Raw genomic sequence first — 20,130 nt, forward strand, 5'->3', positions numbered from 1 at the left:
GGGCGGTCGACGGACCGGTGGAACGTTCACGACTGGTCGCGGTGACGGGGCCGGGTGGGCCCGGCTCCGGCTACGCCGTGGGGACGCGGCTGGTGTTGACATCGGCTCATGTGGTCGGGCGGGCCGGGCAGCGGGTGGAGGTGTTCCGCCCGGCCGGCGACATGCCGGTGCCAGGTGTGGTGGTGTGGTGCGGTACCCCGGGCGCGCGGGACGACGCGGCGCTCGTCCGTATCGACGACGACCGGTGGCGCCCGCCGTCCGGGACGGCCCGTGTGCGGTGGGGGCGGACGGCGACCGACCGGCCCGACATCGAGTGCGAGACGTGGGGCGTGCCCGAGGTCGTACAGCGGCGCGGAAAACCCGTCGAGGCCGCGCAGTTGACGGGCCGGATGAACCCGGGCTCGGGTTTCGTCGGCAACCAGTACGTCATGGATCTGGTGCGGCAGGCGCCGCAGTGGGCCTCGGACGGGGAATCTCCGTGGGGTGGGCTGTCGGGCGCGGCGGTGTTCTGCGACCGGCTGCTCATCGGCGTGGTCGCCTCGGACCGGGAGCACTCGGCCCACGCCGCGCTGAATGTGGTGCCCGCCTACGTACTGCACCACGACCCGGCCTTCCGGGCGGCGCTGGCCGAGCACGGGGGCGGCGGCACGGCCGGGTTGGCGGCGGCGGAGTTCCAGCACCTCGCCGACGACGACGCGGAGGGCCCGCCCGGCGGGCTGCGCACCCCGGCCGCGCTGCTCCGCGCCGAGCGGCGCACGGTTCCCTTCTACGGACGCGAGGAACTGGTCGGCCGACTGCTCAGGTGGTGCGCACGGGGCGGGTTCGGCGCCTGGCTGCTGCACGGGCCCGGCGGGCAGGGGAAAAGCCGGCTGGCGTACCAGTTGTCGGACCGGCTGGCCGCGAGCGGCTGGGTGGTGCTCTGGCTGCGGGCCGACGGCGTGGCGGGACGGATCCGGGAACTGCGGGACGCCGCCAAGCCGCTGCTGGTCGTGGTCGACTACGCGGAGAACCGTGTCGATCAGCTTGCCGAACTGGTCGACGCCGCAGCGGCTCACGACGGCGCGACGGCGTTCAAGGTGCTCCTGCTGGCGCGGACGGCCGGTGCCTGGTGGGCCCGGGCCCAGAGCACGACGCGGCGCACCGAGGACTGGCTCGACGGCACACCGACCGTCGAACTGCCGCCGCTCCAGCCCGATCCGGCAGACCGCGCGGACGCGTACCGACGAGCGGTCGGCGCCCTCGCCGACGCGCTGCCGCAGGTGAGAGGCCTGGCGGCCACCGACTGGCTGGCCCTGGGCGCGGCGCTCGGCGCCGGTGAACGCCCGGGACAACTGGGCGGGCCCGGACTGGAGAACGCGCTGACCTTGCAGATGACCGCGCTCGCGGATCTTCTCGACGCAGCCGGCGAAGCCTCCGGTGACAGTCCCGGCGGGCCCCCCGACCGGCCCCCGGACGGAGTGGAGGACCGACTGCTGGGCCACGAACGCCGCTACTGGGACCGCCGTGCCGCGGTACTCGGGCTGACTCCCGCGCTGAGCCCGGAAACCCTCGAAACAGCGCTCGTCGCAGCCCAGTTGACCGGCGCGGCCTCCCCCGGGCAGGCGGACGAGGTCTGGCAGCGGCTGCCGGTGCTGGCCGACCAGGGCCGCGACCGCCGCGACACGGTCACGGCCTGGATCGGCTCTCTCTACCCGTCGGTCGTCCCGGGCCGTCTCTGGTCCGGGCTCCAGCCCGACCGGCTCGGCGAACGCCTGGCCGGCCGCCTGCTCGATGCCGATCCCGGACTGGCCGAACACCTGGCCGCGGGCGCCGACGAGCAGCAGGGCGGTCGACTCCTCACCGTCTACAGCCGGGCCGCCGCCCACCCGGTTTTCCAAGGCCGGCTGGACGAGCCTCTGGTCGAGCTGTGCCTGCGGCACCACCACAGGCTGGCCGGGCCTCTTGTCGCCACCGCCACGCAGACCAGCCACCCCGACCCGTTGGTCACGGCACTCGGCAGGATCAGCGACGACCCGGACACCGCCCTCACCGACCTTCAGGCCCTCGCCGACCAACTGCCCGAGTTCAGCCGCCGTCTGGCCCTGTGGGCCGTCGGCCTCTCCCGCGTCCTGGCCGACCGGTACCGGGCCGCCGTGCGGGACGATCCCCGCGCTCGGCCCGGCCTCGCCAAGGCCCTGAGCAATCTCGCGGGCCGGCTCGGCGCCACGGGCCGTCGGGAAGAGGCACTGGCCGCCGCCACGGAGGCGGTGGACCTCTACCGTTCACTCGACGCCGACGAGCACGGCGTCCACGACCAGGCCCTCGCCTCCGCGCTGAACATCCTCGCCAACCGGCAAGGAGACCTGGGGCGGTGGGCGGAGTTCGTGGTCACGGCCGAGGACGCGGTACGCCGCTACCGCGCCCTCACGAAACAGCACGGCGGGCAGCGCCGCGATCTCGCCATGGCACTCAGCAACCTCTCCGCCGGTCTGGGCCGGGTGGGCCGGCCGCAGGAAGGGCTGGCCGCAGCCGAGGAGGCTGTCCGCATCCGACGGGACCTCGTACGCGGCGGCCCCGCCGGCCCCCAGTCCGACCTCGCGATATCCCTGAACAACCTCGCCAACCGGCTCAGCTCCCTGGGGCGGTGGGACGAGAGCCTGGCCGTCTCGCAGGAGGCCGTCGACCTTTACCGCGCTCTCGCCCGCGACAAGCCCGACGCCTATCTGCCCTTCCTGGCCAGGTCGCTCAGCAATTACTCCGTCGACCTGGGCGAAGTAGGACGGGCGGACGAGGGGTTGTCCGCCGTCGAGGAGGCCGTCCGCATCCGCAGGGACCTCGTCCGGGAAAACCCCGCCGCTCATCTGCCGGGGCTCGCCGCCTCCCTGCTCAACCTCGCCGAGGACCTGGGAGCGGCGGGGCGGGGGACGGAGGCCCTGGCCGCCGCCGAGGAAGCGGCACGCCACTACGGCGACCTCGCACGGGAGAACCCCGGAGCTTTCGACGACCTGCTCGGGGAGGCACGGGAGACGCTGCGCAGGCTCCGCCCGATGCCTGGCCGGTGATGGCCCGGCAGGTGTCGGGCAGGCGGTCGCGGTGACAGTCCGGCGGGTCGGTCGCAGTAACGCGTCTACCAGCTCGAACAGCGTATCCCCACGCGCGGTCAGGCAGTCGAAGAAGTCGTCCCGGGAGCGTGACGCGACCGCGAATGCTTCCCGCCGGACATCATGATGCAGCAGCCCCATTCCCCGACGGCCTCCGCACTGGTCAAGTGCCTCTTTGGTCGGAGCACAGGATCAGACGAAGGCCGTGTTCATGTCCCGCTCCCTAGCGCATCCCGCGGGGAACGGGCTCCGCGGTACCGCGCCGCGCCACGAACACGAACTCCCTGCCCGGCCGGTCGGGTGCGTCGCGTACGTCCTCGACGACGAAGCCGTGCTCGTGCAAGTCCCGCTCGATCTCGGTACGTTCACGGAAGCGGAGTGTCGATTCCGAGGTCAGTACGTCCCCGTCCGCAGCGAATACGTGCGTGCCCCGGAAGCTCACCAGCGGCAGGCTGACGTCCGTCAACTCGGCCCAGGTCTCGACGTGGCCGACGCCCGGGATGTCCGTCACGCGGTACGTGGTCTCGCGCGTCCACTCCGCCCACTCGTCCCACACTCGCTGCGCCGGATCGCGCGTTTCGAAGACAAGCCGCCCGCCGGGCCGCAGCGCCTCGTACGCGCCGCGCAGCGTCGTACGCCACGCCTGCGGATCCGTGATCGCCTGGGCGACGTTCCCGGTCATCGTCACCAGGTCGATCTGCATGGGCGGCAGGTCCCCCGCGTCGCCGTCGAGCCAGCGCACCCGCTCCGCGCCCGGCTTGCCACGCGCGACATCGACGGACGCCCGCGCGGGATCGATCCCGGTGACCGTGGTACCGCGCTCGGCGAGCAGCAGCGCGAACACGCCCGTACCGCACCCGATGTCCAGCACGGACCGCGCACCGAACTCCTCCGCCATCGCGAGATAAGCGTCGAGATCGCTGCGGTCCGGATCGAGCGGGTCGTAGATGGCGGCGAGGCGCGGATGCCCGAATGCTGCGTCAACCATGGAGGCGAACGTATGTGGCCCCGAGCCCGCGCGGCCACTGCTTTTTCGGGTTACGGCGCCAGCGGGCGCGGCGAAGTGCGCCGCTGACCCCGGCGCCACCGCGCGGCCTCCACGGTCCGAGTTCGCTGCGCGGTTCACGCGGCGCGGAGGTACGCGCGAGTCCTCCGGCAAGGTGCTCGGCCGACCGCAGCTCATCGCTCGTACCAGACATGGTGTGCGGGATCGCCGCGACCGCGCCGGGCTGTCACGGCATCACCCCCGTTCAGCCGCGACCAACACTGGACCGGGTGGTGCGCGATCGTAGGCGCTCTCCCTGTGGCCCGAACATGATCAGGTATTCCACCGGTCCGCCAGGTCCGGCGTTTGTGACTCCGTGGGCGGTGCGGGTGTCGAACTCGGCGGTGTCTCCGGCGGTCAGGATGAGGTCCTGGTCGCCGAGCGCGAGCCACAGCCGCCCGTACAGGACGCACAGCCATTCGTATCCGTCGTGGGAGACCACCTGCGGCCGCGTGGGCGGTGTGTCGTTGGCGGGCAGGACGTGCTTGTGGGCGTGCAGGCCCCCGACGTACCGGGTCAGTGGCAGCACTGCCTTGTCGTCGCCGGAACGTTGCGGCACGGAGGCGCGGGAGCGGGCTGCCGTGGTGGGTGTGGTGCCGGCCAGTTCGTCGAGGGAGACGTCGTACTCCTTCGCGAGTTGCAGCAGCACCTCCAGGGTGGGCTTGCGCCGGCCGGTTTCGATCCGCGACAGCGTGCTCGACGAGATGCCGGTGGCACGGCTGACGCCGGTGAGTGTGGCGCCGCGCTGCTCGCGCGCGGCCCGCAGCCGGGGGCCCATGGCCGCCAATGTGTCGGCTGTGCCGTCGTCCGTCACCGTCGCCCCGCTCCCTCCAGCCGTACTGCTTCCACCACCCTGTCCTGCAAGTTTGCCAGAGTGGCAAGGGTTGTCGCGTCGTGCGGCCGCCGCGCCGCATGATCGGTGGGTAACCGAGGCCGCCCGTGAACCGAGGAGAAGCCATGCACCAGCCCGCGCCGTCCGCCGAACTGCGCCACCGCACCATCGAGGCCCCCGCCGGGCGCCTGCACCTGGTCGAGCAGGGCAGCGGGCCCCTGGTCCTGCTCGTTCACGGCTTCCCCGAGTCCTGGTACTCCTGGCGCCGCCAGCTCCCAGCCCTCGCGGCGGCGGGATACCGGGCCGTGGCGCTCGACGTACGCGGCTACGGCCGCTCCTCCAAGCCAGCCGCGACGGACGCCTACCGGATGCTCGACCTGGTCCAGGACAACGTCGCCCTCGTACGCGCACTCGGCGAGGAGACGGCGGTGGTCGTCGGCCACGACTGGGGCTCCAACATCGCCGCCACCTCCGCCCTGCTCCACCCCGAGGTCTTCCGCGCCGTGGCTCTGCTGAGCGTCCCCTACGCGCCGCCCGGCGGCCCCCGCCCCACCGACATCTTCAGCCAGATCGGGGGCCCTGAGCAGGAGTTCTACGTGTCGTACTTCCAGGAGCCCGGCCGTGCCGAGGCGGAGATGGAGCCCGATGTACGGGGGTGGCTCGGGGGCTTCTACGCGGCTCTGTCCGCCGACACGATGCCCGCCCAGGGCGAGCCCGACCCGCACTTCGTGACCCGGGCCGGCGGCCTGCTGCGTGACCGCTTCCCCGGCGGCGGCAGACTGCCTGCCTGGCTGGGTGAGGACGACCTCGACGTGTACGCCGGGGAGTTCGAGCGCACCGGCCTGACCGGGGCCCTCAATCGGTATCGCAAGATGGACCGCGACTGGGAAGACCTCGCCCCCTATCGTGGCGCTCCGATCAAGCAGCCGTCCCTGTTCATCGGCGGCGCCCTGGACGCCTCCACGACCTGGATGGCCGACGCCATCGACGCCTTCCCCGCCACGCTCCCCGGCTTGGCCGCCTCCCACATCCTGGACGGTTGCGGGCACTGGATCCAGCAGGAACGCCCCGAGGAAGTCAACCGCCTGCTGACCGGTTGGCTCGCCTCCCTGAAGGGCTGAACGCGGGGCTGGCCGGGGCCGCCGCCGGAGACCCCCGACGGAAATTCGCGCCACGCAACTGCGGATAGCGTGCACACCGGAGAGCTGCTGTCAGCGCTTCCAAAGCCTAACCAGCTTATTCGGCCGACTCCACTATGTGATGGGGAAATCAAAATAGGTGTCCGGATACGGTTCGTCTTTGAGTGTGTAATGCCACCACTCGCAATCGTACGCACTAAAACCGCACGTCTCCATGATGGACCGAAGGCACTGGCGGTTCCTCGCTTCGGCATGCATAATCCCCTCTGCTCCATGATGCGAGATGGAATCCATCAAATCGTGGTCACCGCCCATGGGAGCGAGCTCGCCGGTGGCCAATACGTAGAGCGTCAGATCAACGGTGCCGCCCCGGCTGTGGCCCGACTTGGCGGCCACATATCCCTTTTCGAAGATCTCGGCTCTGGCGATATTCGGGTAGTGCCGTGTCTTCGTCCGGCCGTCCTCCGGCTGTTCCGACCAGCGCAGAAAGCAGTCGACGGCGCGCTGCGGGCGATAACCGTCCCAGAGCAGCAAGCCGAAACCGATCGATTCAGCCTTCTCTCGCGCTCGCTCCAGTGCCGTACACAAAGCCATTGTGCCGACGATCCGATTGGCCAGATACCCGTCCACCGGCTTGCCGGTGAAGTTGTCCCACGTGGCGTACTTGGCATCCCAGCGTATTCCGGGTGCCAACTCGTCCACAAAGACGAAGTCCTCCTTCATCGGCTTTTCCCCGTCATTACCAGCGAGACCATCCGGTCGATCACTTCACCGAGCGACACCCCTGCGGCGGCCATCATCCTCGGGTAACGGCTGTACGACGTCATACCGGGAAACGTATTGACCTCGTTGAGGACTACCGTTCCGTCGTCCTTGAGGAACAGGTCCACCCGTGCCAGTCCCCTGCATCCCAAGGCACGGTATACGGCCATGGCCGTCTCCTGAACGAGCAGTCGGGACTCCGCTGAAATGTCGGCGGGAACGATTGCCGTCGAATTGTCAGAACCGGTTTCGGGCGCATCCTCCTGATGGATCCGGAAGAAGCCGTGGGAGAGAGCGATTCGATCCACCTCGCCCACCATCAGATCCAGCTCGTTCCCCAGAATGGCACATCCGACCTCGCTGCCCACGACAGCCTCTTCGATCAGTACCTTCGAGTCATACTGCCTTGCGGTTTCCACCGCGCTCAGCAGTTCCTCTTCTGTTGATACCTTGGTGACGCCGAATGACGACCCCGAACGTGCCGGCTTCACGAAGAGCGGATAGGTGAGCTGTTCGGAATCGATGTTCTCGTCCGCCGCAATGGTCCAGAAGTTCGGCGTAGCGATACCCGCGCTTCGGGCGACGACGTAGGCAAGGGACTTGTCCATGCACAGAGCGGAACTCTGCACGTCGCAGCCCACATAGGGGATGCCGGAGAGCTCCAGCAACCCCTGCATCGCGCCATCCTCGCCGAGCTTGCCGTGCAGTACGGGCAGCACGACGTCCAGAGGAGTCGTTTCGTACCGCCCCTGCTCCTGGACGAGCAGTCCGCGCACGCTGCTGTCGGGCGACAGCGCAGCCGGACGGCAATCTCCGTTCTCCCAATCCGCGTCGGGGCTGCCGCAGAGCTTCCAGGCGCCGTCCCTCGTGATGCCGATATAGAACGGTTCGCACTTCTCGACATCGAGGTGCCTGGCGACCTCCTGCGCAGACTTGACGGATATGGGGTGCTCTTCGGAACGGCCCCCGAATATGATCCCGACCCTCAGCCTATCCATGCTGGTTCCCGCTTTCGAATTTCAGGCAGTTGATGATGGAGTTTTCGACCGTGTCACTCAGGGCACGGTCCGTGTAGTAGGCGGTGTGCGGACTGATGAGCACATTGGGCAGGTCTTGCAGCCGTAGCAGCGCCTTGCTTTCAATGGGCTTATTCTGGCAGTCGGCGTAGAAGATTCCTTCCTCGCCTTCGAGGACATCCAGCGCCGCACCGCTCAACCTGCCGCTCCCCAATCCGGAAAGAAGCGCCTCGGTATCGATGAGCGCACCGCGTCCCGTATTGACGATGAACGCACCGTGCTTCATCTGCTCCATGCGCTGTCGATTCAGCAGATGGCGGGTATCTGCCTCAAGCGGTACATGGAGCGTGACAATATCGCTCTGCTGAAGCAGTTCATCGAGCGGAACGTAGTCGACGGCGGCCTTGGCGCGGCGGTCATGGGCGAGTATTCGACAGCCGAAACCCCGTAGCCTGTCGATGACCGCAGCGCCGATGCGGCCTGTTCCGATCACCCCGACGGTCAGATCGCGCAGCTCTCTCCCACGCGCTTCACTCAGTCTGTAATCACGTATTTCTGCACGACGGATGATGGATTTTGCATCCCGAACCACCATCAAAATTAGCATCAACGTGTAGTCGGCCACGCCATCCGGTGAGTAGGTGACGTTTTCCACTGAAATACCGACGCCATCGGCATATTCCACATCGATATGGTCGTACCCGATGCTTCGCGTAGAAATATAGGACACGCCGACTTGACCAAGCGCGAGAAGAGCGGCGTTTGTGATGGGAGTCTTGTGGCCGATGCTGATACATCGGCTTCCGGATGCCAGTTCAATATTGGCTTCGGATACCGGTGCGTCCGTGATGGTCGGCGTTACGCCGAAGCGAGGCGCCAGCTCTCGGAACAGGACGGCCTCATCCGGGCCGCACCCATAGATGGTGATGCGGAGCGTTTCGCTTTCGGTCATGCCTCCAGTCAAGGCGGCGTGGTGTTGCCGAAACGTATGTGGTTTTCGATACGCCAGCGATATATTGCAGCGCCTTGAATGTGGGCATGAACAAAGAGGAAACAGCATGATCCCCCTCCGCCTCGGAGAGATCGCCGAGATCGTAGGCGGAAAGGTCGAGGGCGACAGCTCCGTGACCGTGACCGCGCCGGCCGTGCTCGACGGCCGACAGGCCGAGCCGGGCGGCCTCTTCGTCGCCTTCACCGGCGAGCACGACGACGGCCACGACTACGCCGACCAGGCCGGCCGGGCCGGCGCGGTGGCTGTGCTCGGCTCCCGGCCCACGCCGCTTCCCACCGTCGTCGTAGAGGACGCCCGGGCCGCACTGCAGGCGCTCGCCGCCCACGTCGTGGCCCAACTCCGCGACAGGCTGACCGTGGTCGGGCTGACCGGCTCCCAGGGCAAGACCGGCACCAAGGACCTGCTGGCGGCTGTGCTGTCGGACGCCGCGCCGACCATCGCCACAATCGGCTCGCTCAACAACGAGCTCGGCGTGCCGCTCACCATGCTGCGCGCCGACGCGGCCACTCGGTTCCTCGTACTGGAGATGGGAGCACGCCGTATCGGCGACATCGCCACGCTCACCGGTCTGGTCGCGCCCGACATCGCCGTCGTCCTCAATGTCGGCCAGGCCCACCTCGGCGAGTTCGGGTCGCGCGCGGCCATCGCCCGGACCAAGAGCGAACTGGTACGGGGGATGGCGCCCGGCGGCACTGCCGTCCTGAACGGCGACGATCCCCGGGTGGTCGCGATGCGCTCGCTCACCGACGATCCGGTGCTGACCTTCGGCCGGGCGGAACACGCTGACGTGCGGGCGCTCGGCCTCTCCCTCGACCGGCTCGGCCGACCGTCCTTCACGCTGCGGACCGCCGACGCCTCGGCTCCCTGCGCGCTGCCGCTCGTGGGCGCCCACCAGGCGCTCAACGCGTCGGCTGCCGTAGCTGCGGGGCTGGCGGCCGGTGTACCCCTCGACGTGGCCACGGCGTCGCTGGCCACCGCCTCGCTGTCGAAGTGGCGCATGGAGCTGCGCGATCTCGCCTGTGGCGCGACGCTGCTCAACGACTCCTACAACGCCAACCCCGACTCGACCCGCGCCGCCCTGGACGCACTCGCGGCGATCGAGGGCGGGCGCCGCATCGCCGTCCTCGGCGAGATGCTCGAACTCGGCGACGCCAGTGAGGCCGAACACCGCGCCGTCGGGGAGTACGCCGCCGTCCGGGCCGACGTGGTGGCCGCGGTCGGCGAGGCCGCCCGGCCGATCGCCGACGGCGCGGGCAAGCGGTCGGTGGTGCTGGCCGACAACGACGCGGCAGTCGACTGGCTGCGCGGCCACCTCGCGACGGGCGATGTGGTGCTCGTCAAGGCCTCCCGCGGGGTACGCCTCGACGAGGTCGCCGCCGCGCTTGAGTAGCTGGCGACGCGCGGGCGAGCGTGTGCTCCAGAACGTCGACGTATGCCTCGGCGCCCGCGACCTTCTGGTGGAAAGGCTTGCCGATGGCCCACCATCCAACGCCAACCCCTCGCTCGTCCTATCGTTGGCCGATGCGCGCACACCCTGTTGACCGCCCGGCCGATCTCGACGTGGTTCGTGAGTCCTATGACCGCGTGGCCGACAACTACGCCCATATGGTGGTGACAACGGGAGTCGGCGACATCCGTCGCCATCCATGGCTCAAGGCATCGATCGACGCGTTCGCCGACACCGTGAGGGAGCTCGGGCCCGTCCTCGACGTCGGCTGCGGCCCCGGAACCGTAACCGCCTACCTCGCCGAACGCGGACTCGACGTGTCCGGAGTCGATCTCTCACCCCGCATGATCGAAAACGCGCGCCGTCTTCATCCGCAATGCCGCTTCAGCGTCGCCTCCGCCACCGACCTCGACCTTGATGAAGCGTCCCTCGGCGGCGTGCTCGGATGGTGGTCACTGTTCAACCTCCCCCGCGACGTCCTTCCTCAGGTTCTCGCCCTGTTCTCGCGCGCGTTGAAGCCGGGCGGGCACTTCATCACCGCGACACACGTCGGCGACGAAGACGCGGTACGCACCGAGGCTTACGGGGGTGTGCCCGTTCGCTGGACCACCCACAAATGGCGGCCGGAACAATTTGTGGACCTGATCGAGCAGGCCGGCCTGCACCCGGTCGCCGAACTCCGGCTCCCCCCGCAGGAGTACAGCGGGCCGGGTCTGGTCGTCATGGCCAGGCGCCCCGGCTGACGATCATGCGCGGGAAGCGGCGCAGGGTACCCCTGCCAAAAGCCCTGCGGACAAGGGGATGTCAACGGCGAAGCCGTAGTTATCGTACTGGTGGTGGATCTCCCGGACGGCGAGGATCTGCCGGCCGATGAACAGGACCATGGGGAAGCCAGGCAGGGTACTTCTGGTACGTGAGTCCCTCGCGGCGGCCCCGCCGCCTCCCGGACGCGAGCCGTGCCGGCCAGGCCGAAGTCCGCCTTGAGACTCAGCGCCCGCGCCGCCTCATATAGAGGTCGAAGGCCCAGTAGACCATCGGCCGCAACGGCAGGTCCCACTCGCCGACGTACCGTACCGCCTGACCGCCGGTGCCGACCTTGAACTGGATCAGTCCGACGTGCGAGTCGTCGGCGTCGAGGGTTGGGGTGATACCGCGCAGGTCGTAGACGTCGCAGCCGGCCGCAAGGGAGTCGCGGATCATCGCCCACTGGCAGGCGTTGGAGCCGCGCACCTCGCGCTTCTCGGTGGCGGACGCACCGTAGGCGTACACCGCGTGGGCGCCGACGCGGACCAGGATGGTGGCGGCGACCAAGTCGCCCTGATGGTGGGCCAGATAGAGCTTGATCCGCTCGGGGTCCTCGGCATGCAGCGCCGCGCGCATGGTCTCGAAGTAGCGCAGCGGCCGGGGCGTGAAGCGGTCGCGCTCGGCAGTGTGGACGTAAAGGTCGTGGAACGCCTTCAGGTCCTCTCCGACCGTGACCTCGACCCCCTCCTTGGCCGCCTTCTTGATGTTGCGGCGCCAGAGCTGGTTCATACCCCTGAGCAGGTCGTCCTCGGTCCTGCCGGCCAGCGGAATCTCATACTTGAACTGCGGATGCCCGACCCCGAAGCCGTCCTCCGGGTTCTGCGGCAGCCAGCCGGCGTCACTGAGCTGACCGGTCACACGGGCGCCGACCGAGTCGTCCCACTGGCTGGGCATGTCGGTTAGCCGCTTGATGCCCGGATCGGCGATGCCCTCCTTGACCTGGGCGGCGCTCCAGACATTCGTGTACACCGGCGGGCCGAGCCGGATCGCGAACGCGCCGTGCGCCTTGAGATACGCCGCCAGCGGATCGAGCCACATGTCGATCGCGCCGGTCCAGTCGATGACCGGGCCCTCGGGCAGATAGGCCAGCGTGAAGCGGTCGAGCCGCGGCACCGGCCGGTGCAGGACGAGCCCGGCACCGACCAGCCGCCGACCGTCGAACCAGCCGAGGGACTCGTTGCGCCACTCGGTCTTGACACGGGCCCATGCCGGTGTCTGGAGGAAGCTGGCCGACCGCTGTGTCCGCACGAACGCCAAGTGCTCGGCGGCGCTGATCGGTTCGACGGTCAGGCGCACACCCGCTGTCCGTGCTGGTTCGCTGTAGTACATGCCTTGAGTCAAGGCGGCGTGGCGTTGTCGGCACGTATCCGGTTTTCGATACGCCGGCGATATGTGCCGGCTCGTAGCCTTGAGAACATGCGTGTCTTGATCGTCGAGGACGAGCCCAATCTTGGACGCGAACACCACCCCGTTCACCAACGCCGTGCGCGTCACCGTCCCGGCATTGCGCGAACGGCTCGGCGAAGCCCGGATGATCGCCACCGTGCGGAGTGTCGGCCACCGCGTCGACACGGCACCCGGCACCGGACCTGAGGGAGGCGAGCGTGAACAGGGAGCCCGGGCTGAGCGTCCGCCTCAAACTCACCCTCAGCTACACCGGATTCCTCATGCTGGCCGGCGCCCTGATGCTCATCGCCGGGTGGTTGTTCCTGACGCGTGTGAAGCATGTCGGGCTCGTCTTCATACCCGGCTACAGCCTCTCCGTCGCGCGCGACTTCGCTCCGATGGCGGCCGTCACCATGGTGTTCCTGCTGGTGTTCGGTCTCGGGGGAGGGTGGTTCCTCGCCGGCCGCATGCTCGCGCCGCTGAACCGCGTCACGTACGCCACCCGCATGGCCGCGAACGGATCACTCTCGCACCGCATCCAGATGCCGGGCCGCGAGGACGAGTTCCGCGAACTCGCCGACGCCTTCGACACGATGCTCGCCCGGCTCGAAGCACACGTCGCCGAACAGCAGAGATTCGCAGCCAACGCCTCGCACGAGCTGCGCACGCCGCTGGCGATCTCGAAGGCGCTGCTCGACGTGGCCGGTACCGACCCGAACCATGACACCGGCGAAATCATCGATCGCCTCCATGTCGTCAACACCCGAGCCATCGACCTCATCGAGGCACTGCTCCTGCTCAGCCGCGCCAACCAGCGGTCCTTCACCCGAGAACCTGTCGACCTGTCCCTCATCGCAGAAGAAGCCACCGAAACACTCTTTCCCCTCGCGGAAAAACACGGCGTCACCCTCGAAACCAGCGGCGACTTCACCCCCACGACCGGGTCACAAGCGCTCCTGCTGCAGCTCACCACGAACCTCGTGCAGAACGCGATCGTCCACAACCTGCCGGAACACGGCAACGTATGGATCCACACCAGCGCCCGCACTCACACCGCGGTACTCACTGTCGAAAACACCGGCGAGCAGCTCGCCCCCCAACAGGTCTCGACACTCACCGAACCATTCCAGCGCGGCACCGAGCGCGTACACAGTGACCACGCGGGCGTCGGCCTCGGCCTGGCCATCGTCAAAACCATCACCCAGGCACACGACGGCACACTCACCCTCGCCCCGCGCTCCGCCGGCGGCCTCCGCATCACTGTGGAACTACCCGCGATGTCCCCGTACGCCGACAGATGAAAAATCGGGGAATCGACGCGCGGCCGGGGACAGTTTTCGCAACGTCGGGGCGCCGGTGAGGCTGTTCAGCGACCGACACGTTACGGGCGACGGGAAGCGGCACCCGTAACGCAAACGGAATACCTCTCAATGGCGGATGCGCCACACCAGCCCGTGCAGTCGATGGGAAATCCGATCTCACGTCCCTATTCTGTGAACGGATCGACGAGAGCGAAACCCCGGGGCGAAAACACCCTCTCGCTCACGTCCGCCAAATCCGGACAGCGGTCATCATCATCGGAGATCACACGCATGAACGACCAGAAAAACGCGAACGAATTTCCCCGGCGTCAATTCGTTACTCTCTCGGGCACCCTTGGTGCCGCGGCGCTGCTGACCGGAGCGGGAGTCATGGCAGGTAAGACCGCCATGGCGAACCCGGTGCACGGAGGACCGTCGCCCGCCCGCTCGTGCCCCTCGCCCCCTCCTCCCGGTGGGGGCGCGAGCCCCTGTCCGCCCTCTCAGATGCAGTCCCTCTGCGGCAGTCCCACCGACAACGACCCGCTCTGGCACGACGTCCAGTACTGCACGCGGGGCACCGTCCCGCCGCCACCGCAGCCCAGGCCCGACTGCTTGAGAACGACCCCGAATTACGTCGTGCTGCACGGAAAACCGGAGAACACGCACAACTATCTACTCCTCCCCTCGTGCCGGATCACGGGCATCGAATGCCCGTTCATCCACACGAACTCGGCAGCGAACTACTGGCAGGACGCATGGGAGAACGCGAGAAGCGGAGGAAGCGTCCCCGTGCAGTACCCGAATATCGGACTGGGGATCAACTCGCAAGGCGCCCGCCAGTTCAACCAACTGCACATTCACATGGCCGGAATCAGGGGGAGCACACAGAGGCGACTCCAGGAACTCGAATCCCAGGGCCGCATGGCCACGCAGCCCTCCCAATGGGCCGCCCCGGGCAACCAGGCGCCCATCTCTGGGCCGGCGGGTTCGGGCGACCGCGTCTACCGCATCCTCAGGCTCCGCGACCTCCAACAGAACCTCTTCACACTGCTGTACCGGAACGTGGTCGTCCCGAACTCACTGAACATGGCGAACCAGACCCTGATCGTGGTTCCGAAGATGACGACCACCGGATTCGCCGGTTCCTTCTACGTCCTCAACAGCGACACGTCCCTCCACGACGGCACGAGCACGTGCGACTACCTGCTGGTGTACGCCTGACGACTGCTCGACGGCAGCCGGAGCGCCGGGCCGGGACACGAAGGTCGCCCGCATCACCGCCCGCATCATCGGCCCGATCACCGGCCCGGAGGGCGGCTTCCCCCGCTGAGCTGGCCGGCGTCCGCCAGCGCCGTGAACAGCGCCGTGGCATCCGCTCCGGCCGGCACTCCGCTCACCTGGCCGTCTCCTACTTCCACGACCCGCCATTCGCCGTCGCTCCGCAGCGCCAGGTCCGTGGTGACGAACCGGCAGCCGAGCGCCCGTACCGTCTCCCCCACCGCGCCCAGCTCCGGATCCGGCAGCGTACCCGGGGTGTCCGGATGCGCCGTGACCAGCACGGGGGAACCGTCCACCCACCACACACGCGCCTCGCCGCCCTCCGCGAACCGCTCGTACGCGCGCAGCACCACGCCGCCCGCCAGCGCGCCCTCCTGAAGCGCGAAGAACCGCTCCACCACCGCCGCGAGCCGCCCGTGATCGGTCAGCTCCGGTACGAAGCACGCCTCGTCCCATTCGTGTTTACGGGACTTGACATAGTCCTTCACCACACCAGGGCCAGGCCCCAGAGGAGCGGCGAGCGCCGCCAGTTCGTCGGCCGCCGGGGCGGCACCCGGTGGCCTGGCCTGCCAGACGCTGCGTGGTGTGAGGGCCGCGAACTCCTCGTACCAGCCCGGGAGCTGATGCGCACGCCGGTAGCCGCGGGCATCGGTGAGCAGCACACAGCCCCGCTCATACAGCGCCCGCTCCAGAGCGCCGTACACCGCCGGGTCCATCATCCAGCCCCGGTACCAGTACGGTCCCGAGCCCCGCGGCACCCGCGCCAGCGCTTCGGCGGTGTCCCCGCCGAGCAGCGCGTCATGATCGAGAAGGGCCGTCCGCGCGCCCAACGCCCGTACGAGTGCCGCCTCCTCGGCGAACACGGGATCCGGCCTCACCGGCCGCAGCGGATCCGAACAGAACAGAAACCCGGCTTCCATGACAACCCCCTGGCCACCACCGTAGCGGGCACGACGCAAGCCACCGAGCCCGGTCCAGGTGCCCGCCCGCAGCACACCACAGAACCCCGTCGCCGCCGACACCGCACCCTCACCTCATGTCGTCCGCCGGACACCCGGGCGACTGGCCGGCCGCAGAAATGACGTCGCGGTACAGGTGGCGGCAGTCGTCCCGTGCGGGCTGGCGGGCGAGCGGGCATTGGCGCCTCTGCGCTTTCCATCCGTACGCGACAAGAAGCCGTGGACTCGGCGAAACGCCCCGGCGGGGCAGGCGATGAGTGCCTGCCCCGCCGGGGCGCCGAGCCTGGAGACCGCGGGCGGGCCGGCCGGAACGACCGGACCGCCCGCCGCCGCTCAGAACAGCAGGTTGTACTTGTTGTAGCCGGTGGCCAGCTGCTTGCGCGGACCGAAGATGTCCGCACTCGCCTTGCCGGTGCCCGGGTACAGCCACAGGTTGCCGCTCGTGTCCCGTGCCATGACGTCCGCGAGGCCGTCGCCGGTGACATCGCCGGAGGCGATCAGCGACGTGAAGTTCCAGCCGGTGCGGACGGTGATACGGGCCAGGAACGGCGCGGTGGGACTGCCCGTCCCCCGGTAGAGGAACACCCGGTTGAGGGTGTCGCGCACCAGGAGGTCGGGCTTGCCGTCACCGCTGTAGTCGCCACGGCCGAAGATCTTGTAGCCCTTCAGCGAACCCGTGGCGAACTTGACCCGCGCGTTGTACTCGCCGTTGCCCTTGCCCGGGAACACCCAGCCGTTGCCGGCCGTGTCGGTGGTCACGAGGTCGGGGCGTCCGTCCCCGGTGACATCACCGGGGATGGCGTACGAGGCGTAGGCACCCGACACCGTCTTCACAACGATGTCCTTGACCGCCCCGGTGACCGGGTCTCCCTTCATCAGGTGCAGTCGGCCGTCGGTCTTGACGCGGAGCAGGATGTCCCAGCCGCCGTCCCGGTCGATGTCCGTCTGCAGAGCCCAGGACGCCGACTGCCAGCCCGGCCCGATGTAGGCGGCAGGGTTGAGAGACGTGCCCTTGCTGGTCTGGACGAACAGGTTCCCGGACGGCGCCCGCGCCACCAGGTCCGCACGGCCGTCGTAGTTGTAATCGGTGTCGTCGATCCGCGGCCCGGCCACCCCGTTGTACGGCAACACCTTGGTGAACACCGAGTAGGCGCCCTTGGCCGTGCAGCCCTCGACACCCCACGAGACGATGCCGATGACCTTGCCGCCGACGATCAGCGGACCACCCGAGTCACCACTGCAGGTGGCCTTGGTGCCCGCGTCGGCGCCGGTGGCAGGGGTGCCGGCACAGATCATGCTGCCCTCGACGAAGTAGTCCTTGCCAAGGATCTTCTTCATCGAGGTGTTGCAGGCGGTGTCGCTGACCAGCGGCAGGCTGACCTTGCGCAGCTTCGTCGCCAGCGTGTCCGACGAGCCGGAGGTGAGCCCCCAGCCGTAGACGGTGGCGGCGGTGCCCGCCTTGTACAGCGCGCCGTCGTGCGTCTGGGCAAGCCGCAGCCACTGCTGCTTCAGCGGCCTGTCCAGGGTGAGCACGGCGATGTCGTTGCGTACCGTCGGGTCGTCGTACGAGCGGTGCTGCCACTGCCGCGCGACGCCGGCGAGAACGCCGTTCGACTCGGTGCTCGTCACTCCGGCGTTGACGACGCCGTAGTTGCGCCAGTCGAGGCCGTTCACGCAGTGCGCGGCGGTGAGCACCTTGTTGGGGGCGACCAGGGTGCCCCCGCAGAAGTAGTACTCGTCAGTGGCCTCATTCGCGTACCAGAGCTGAACCATCCACGGCGCGGTGGCGATGGTGGTCTCCGTGCCGCCGATGATGAACGGCGACGGCGTGCTCGTGCCCCCCGCCGTGCTCGGCTTCGTGGGCGCGGCTGCCACCGGCTCCCCGGCCTGCTGGGCGGCGACCGCGCGGCTGGCGGAGACCACACGCCCACGGAGGGTGGCCTCATCGGTGACGGGCTTGCCGACGGCGGAGTGGCCGACGGTGGCACGGGTCGTGCCGGCGCCCGTGAGGGCGGGGCCGTCCACCGCCTGGGCAGCGCCCGCCGCGGGCAGCGCAAGAGCCAGCGCCGCACCCGACAGGCAGAAAAGGGCCGCGCGGCGCATGAAGCCGCGCTTTACAGGTATCACTCGGTATCTCCGGATCCCCAGGAAAAAAGCATCGGACTGCCCGAGGGATGGACAGGCTGACGACGCTCAAGAAACCGTCGGCTCAGACAACATGACCGACCCACACCGCGGAGCCCCCCTCCGGCAAAGCGATGCTAAGCCCCGGCGGCGGGGTCGGCGACCGCCTGCCGGGACTAGGCGAAGTGTTTTACCGAAACGTTTCCTCATGTCGTGAGAAAACCACCCCGCAGCCGATCGCAGATCAACGCCGGACGGCCGCTGCATGAAGAACTCGCAGGGATCGTCTGCGCCTTCGACACGGTCACCAACGCCGACGGGATACGGACGGACCAACGGGGAGAACCGCCACCGCCGGACCTGTTGGTGAGGCGGCGGCAGGGAGTACTGCACTGGGCCTACGGGTACGACATGACGGCAGCCAGAACCCGTACGGACAAGCACGACGCACTCGCCGTCAGTCGAAGGCACGGAGCAGGAGCCTTGCCGCGCCCGCGAGCCCACGCCCCAACCATCCGAACAGCCCCGACTCCACGGCCAGTTCACCCGCGTCGACGACGGCGTCCGCCCGATCCGACCCGTCCCGGCACACAGAACACGTCCGCCGCCACCGCCGGGTTGTTCTGCCGCACTTCCTGCACGTCGCCATGGCAGCCAGTATCCCGGCAACCCGCACCACCGACACGGCCGCCTGCCTGTTCAGCCGGACGCGGCCTCCGGCCCCACCGAACGACACCCTGGGGACGAGCACGGCCACCACCGGCACCGCGCCGACCGCGAGAACCGTCCCCGCCCGGTCCGCTCCAGAATGACACCCAGAAGCCGTGTCAGAACTGCTGGTACGTAATGTTCCGTAACGGTGTGGGTTTACTCAGCGGCGGGCCGTCGCGATGAGGCGTCGCAGGGCGGTATGGGCGGGTGGGCCCCAGGTGGGCTTGCCGCCCGGTCGGCTGCGGACGCCCGCCTCTCCGATGAGGATGCCGCTGAGGGCACGCATCACCGCCCAGCCGCGGGCTCGACGCAGAGTCGCGGCGTCCGGGGCCGGCTGGTAGGCGTCATGGAAACGGTCGGCAGCACCGTCCGGCAGCAGCACCCAGGAGGCGGCGAGGTCGCACGCCGGATCGCCCGCGCAGAGGTCGCCGAAGTCGATCACACCGCAGAAGGTGCCGTCCGCGGTGAGGATGTTGGCCGGGTGCAGATCGCCGTGGAGCCACAGGGCCGGGCCCGCCCAGCCAGGCGCGGCGGCGGCGTCCTCCCACACGGCACGGACGGCGTCCGGGTCGGGAATCAGCCCCAGCCCGGTGGCCGAGGCGAGTTGCCCGGCGAACTGCTCGGCACGGTCGGCCAGCGGTCCCCCACGGTCACGGCCGACGGGCGCACCGTCGGGAGCGGGTCGGTGAAGAGCCGTCAGGAAGGCGGCCAAGCTGTCGGCCGCGTCCGCAGCGCGCGTGGCGGGGGCGGGGTCGGCAGGCTCGCCCGGCACCCAGGTGGTGACGATCCAGGGCCGCGGGAACCGCTCGGAGGGCTCCCCGAGGCGCTGCGGGACGGGAACCTGGAGAGGGAGGTGCGGAGCGAGAGTGGGCAGCCAGGCGTGCTCCTTGCGCAGCAGTGCATCGGCGGACTGCGTCGCCCAGGGCAGCCGGACGGCGAGGTCGTCGCCAAGGCGCCACAGTTGGTTGTCCCAGCCACGCGCAGCGAGCCTCAAAGGGCGATCGGCCAGGTCGGGGTGCTGATCGTGCAGCAGTTCCCGGACCAACTCCGCGGTGACCTCGATCTCGGTGTGGGTCATGCGGTGCAACCATAGTTCGGGCGGCAGCCCGCCGCTGATGCACTCCCGTGGAGGATCCCGTATGTGGACACCCGTATGAGGACACCGTGTTGCGTGGCTGGCTCCTTTCGGGCGGCGCGCGACGCCCCGAAGCCGACACTGGTGACGCACAACGGG

The 20,130-nt window shown here is 68.9% G+C and carries 16 protein-coding genes and 1 pseudogene; 7 read left to right on the forward strand and 10 right to left on the reverse strand.

Annotation, left to right across the window (positions count from 1 at the left end):
• Window positions 1–17 precede the first annotated feature (17 nt).
• Window positions 18–3,041: a tetratricopeptide repeat protein gene (locus KQY30_RS00220; protein WP_217304984.1), complete on the forward strand. Its 3,024-nt coding sequence runs from the start codon at window positions 18–20 to the stop codon at window positions 3,039–3,041.
• A gap of 262 nt (window positions 3,042–3,303) precedes the next feature.
• On the opposite strand, the gene KQY30_RS00225 is transcribed toward KQY30_RS00220, so the two are convergent.
• Together KQY30_RS00225 and KQY30_RS00230 are read right to left on the reverse strand one after the other, a co-directional pair.
• The gene (locus KQY30_RS00225) at window positions 3,304–4,068 is read right to left on the reverse strand and encodes a bifunctional 2-polyprenyl-6-hydroxyphenol methylase/3-demethylubiquinol 3-O-methyltransferase UbiG (protein ID WP_217304985.1); all 765 of its coding nucleotides are present in this window, start codon (window positions 4,066–4,068) and stop codon (window positions 3,304–3,306) included.
• A gap of 262 nt (window positions 4,069–4,330) precedes the next feature.
• Complete coding sequence (locus tag KQY30_RS00230; RefSeq protein ID WP_217310641.1) at window positions 4,331–4,903, reverse strand: helix-turn-helix domain-containing protein; 573 nt, start codon at window positions 4,901–4,903, stop codon at window positions 4,331–4,333.
• 179 nt (window positions 4,904–5,082) lie between these two features.
• On the opposite strand from KQY30_RS00230, the gene KQY30_RS00235 reads away from it, so the two are divergent.
• Complete coding sequence (locus KQY30_RS00235; protein WP_217304986.1) at window positions 5,083–6,078, forward strand: alpha/beta fold hydrolase; 996 nt, start codon at window positions 5,083–5,085, stop codon at window positions 6,076–6,078.
• Between the two features lie 132 nt (window positions 6,079–6,210).
• Here KQY30_RS00235 and vanX read toward each other — a convergent pair whose 3' ends face one another.
• Genes vanX through vanH form a run of 3 tightly spaced genes read right to left on the reverse strand, consistent with a single transcriptional unit; the run spans window position 6,211 to window position 8,826 of the window.
• The gene (gene vanX, locus KQY30_RS00240; RefSeq protein ID WP_217304987.1) at window positions 6,211–6,819 is read right to left on the reverse strand and encodes a D-Ala-D-Ala dipeptidase VanX; all 609 of its coding nucleotides are present in this window, start codon (window positions 6,817–6,819) and stop codon (window positions 6,211–6,213) included.
• Window positions 6,816–7,856, reverse strand: coding sequence for a D-alanine--(R)-lactate ligase (gene vanA, locus KQY30_RS00245; RefSeq protein ID WP_217304988.1), 1,041 nt, complete (start codon window positions 7,854–7,856; stop codon window positions 6,816–6,818). The genes vanX and vanA overlap by 4 nt, the downstream gene beginning before the upstream one ends.
• Window positions 7,849–8,826 carry a D-lactate dehydrogenase VanH gene (gene vanH / locus KQY30_RS00250; protein WP_217304989.1) on the reverse strand — a complete coding sequence of 326 codons (978 nt, stop codon included), beginning with the start codon at window positions 8,824–8,826 and terminating at the stop codon, window positions 7,849–7,851. Before vanH ends, vanA begins: the two co-directional genes overlap by 8 nt.
• Window positions 8,827–8,932: 106 nt before the next feature.
• On the opposite strand from vanH, the gene murF reads away from it, so the two are divergent.
• Both murF and KQY30_RS00260 read left to right on the forward strand, forming a co-directional pair.
• A complete protein-coding gene (murF, locus tag KQY30_RS00255) occupies window positions 8,933–10,276 on the forward strand; it encodes a UDP-N-acetylmuramoyl-tripeptide--D-alanyl-D-alanine ligase (protein WP_217304990.1) in 1,344 nt (447 codons plus the stop codon).
• Window positions 10,277–10,407: 131 nt separating this feature from the next.
• On the forward strand, window positions 10,408–11,076 hold the full coding sequence (locus tag KQY30_RS00260) for a class I SAM-dependent methyltransferase (RefSeq protein WP_217304991.1): 669 nt from the start codon (window positions 10,408–10,410) through the stop codon (window positions 11,074–11,076).
• A 3-nt stretch (window positions 11,077–11,079) separates the two neighbouring features.
• Here KQY30_RS00260 and KQY30_RS00265 read toward each other — a convergent pair whose 3' ends face one another.
• Complete coding sequence (locus KQY30_RS00265) at window positions 11,080–11,217, reverse strand: hypothetical protein (protein ID WP_217304992.1); 138 nt, start codon at window positions 11,215–11,217, stop codon at window positions 11,080–11,082.
• A gap of 103 nt (window positions 11,218–11,320) precedes the next feature.
• Complete coding sequence (locus KQY30_RS00270) at window positions 11,321–12,466, reverse strand: peptidoglycan bridge formation glycyltransferase FemA/FemB family protein (RefSeq protein ID WP_302185288.1); 1,146 nt, start codon at window positions 12,464–12,466, stop codon at window positions 11,321–11,323.
• Window positions 12,467–12,605: 139 nt separating this feature from the next.
• Between KQY30_RS00270 and KQY30_RS36005 the strand changes: the two are divergent.
• From KQY30_RS36005 to KQY30_RS00280, 3 genes and pseudogenes are all read left to right on the forward strand, one after another.
• Window positions 12,606–12,740, forward strand: a pseudogene (locus tag KQY30_RS36005) (response regulator transcription factor); the annotation flags it as partial.
• A gap of 1 nt (window position 12,741) precedes the next feature.
• Window positions 12,742–13,824, forward strand: a complete 1,083-nt coding sequence (locus KQY30_RS00275; RefSeq protein WP_217304993.1) for a HAMP domain-containing sensor histidine kinase — start codon at window positions 12,742–12,744, stop codon at window positions 13,822–13,824.
• 504 nt (window positions 13,825–14,328) lie between these two features.
• A complete protein-coding gene (locus KQY30_RS00280; protein WP_217304994.1) occupies window positions 14,329–15,045 on the forward strand; it encodes a CDP-diacylglycerol diphosphatase in 717 nt (238 codons plus the stop codon).
• Between the two features lie 77 nt (window positions 15,046–15,122).
• On the opposite strand, the gene KQY30_RS00285 is transcribed toward KQY30_RS00280, so the two are convergent.
• The 3 genes from KQY30_RS00285 to KQY30_RS00295 all read right to left on the reverse strand — a co-directional run bounded on the left by KQY30_RS00285 (window position 15,123) and on the right by KQY30_RS00295 (window position 19,974).
• A complete protein-coding gene (locus tag KQY30_RS00285) occupies window positions 15,123–16,022 on the reverse strand; it encodes an ATP-grasp domain-containing protein (protein WP_217304995.1) in 900 nt (299 codons plus the stop codon).
• 372 nt (window positions 16,023–16,394) lie between these two features.
• Window positions 16,395–18,188: a trypsin-like serine protease gene (locus tag KQY30_RS00290; protein ID WP_254406844.1), complete on the reverse strand. Its 1,794-nt coding sequence runs from the start codon at window positions 18,186–18,188 to the stop codon at window positions 16,395–16,397.
• A gap of 868 nt (window positions 18,189–19,056) precedes the next feature.
• Complete coding sequence (locus tag KQY30_RS00295) at window positions 19,057–19,974, reverse strand: aminoglycoside phosphotransferase family protein (protein ID WP_217304996.1); 918 nt, start codon at window positions 19,972–19,974, stop codon at window positions 19,057–19,059.
• Window positions 19,975–20,130: the final 156 nt, after the last annotated feature.

Source organism: Streptomyces sp. GMY02, assembly GCF_019056675.1.
GTDB lineage: Bacteria > Actinomycetota > Actinomycetes > Streptomycetales > Streptomycetaceae > Streptomyces > Streptomyces odonnellii.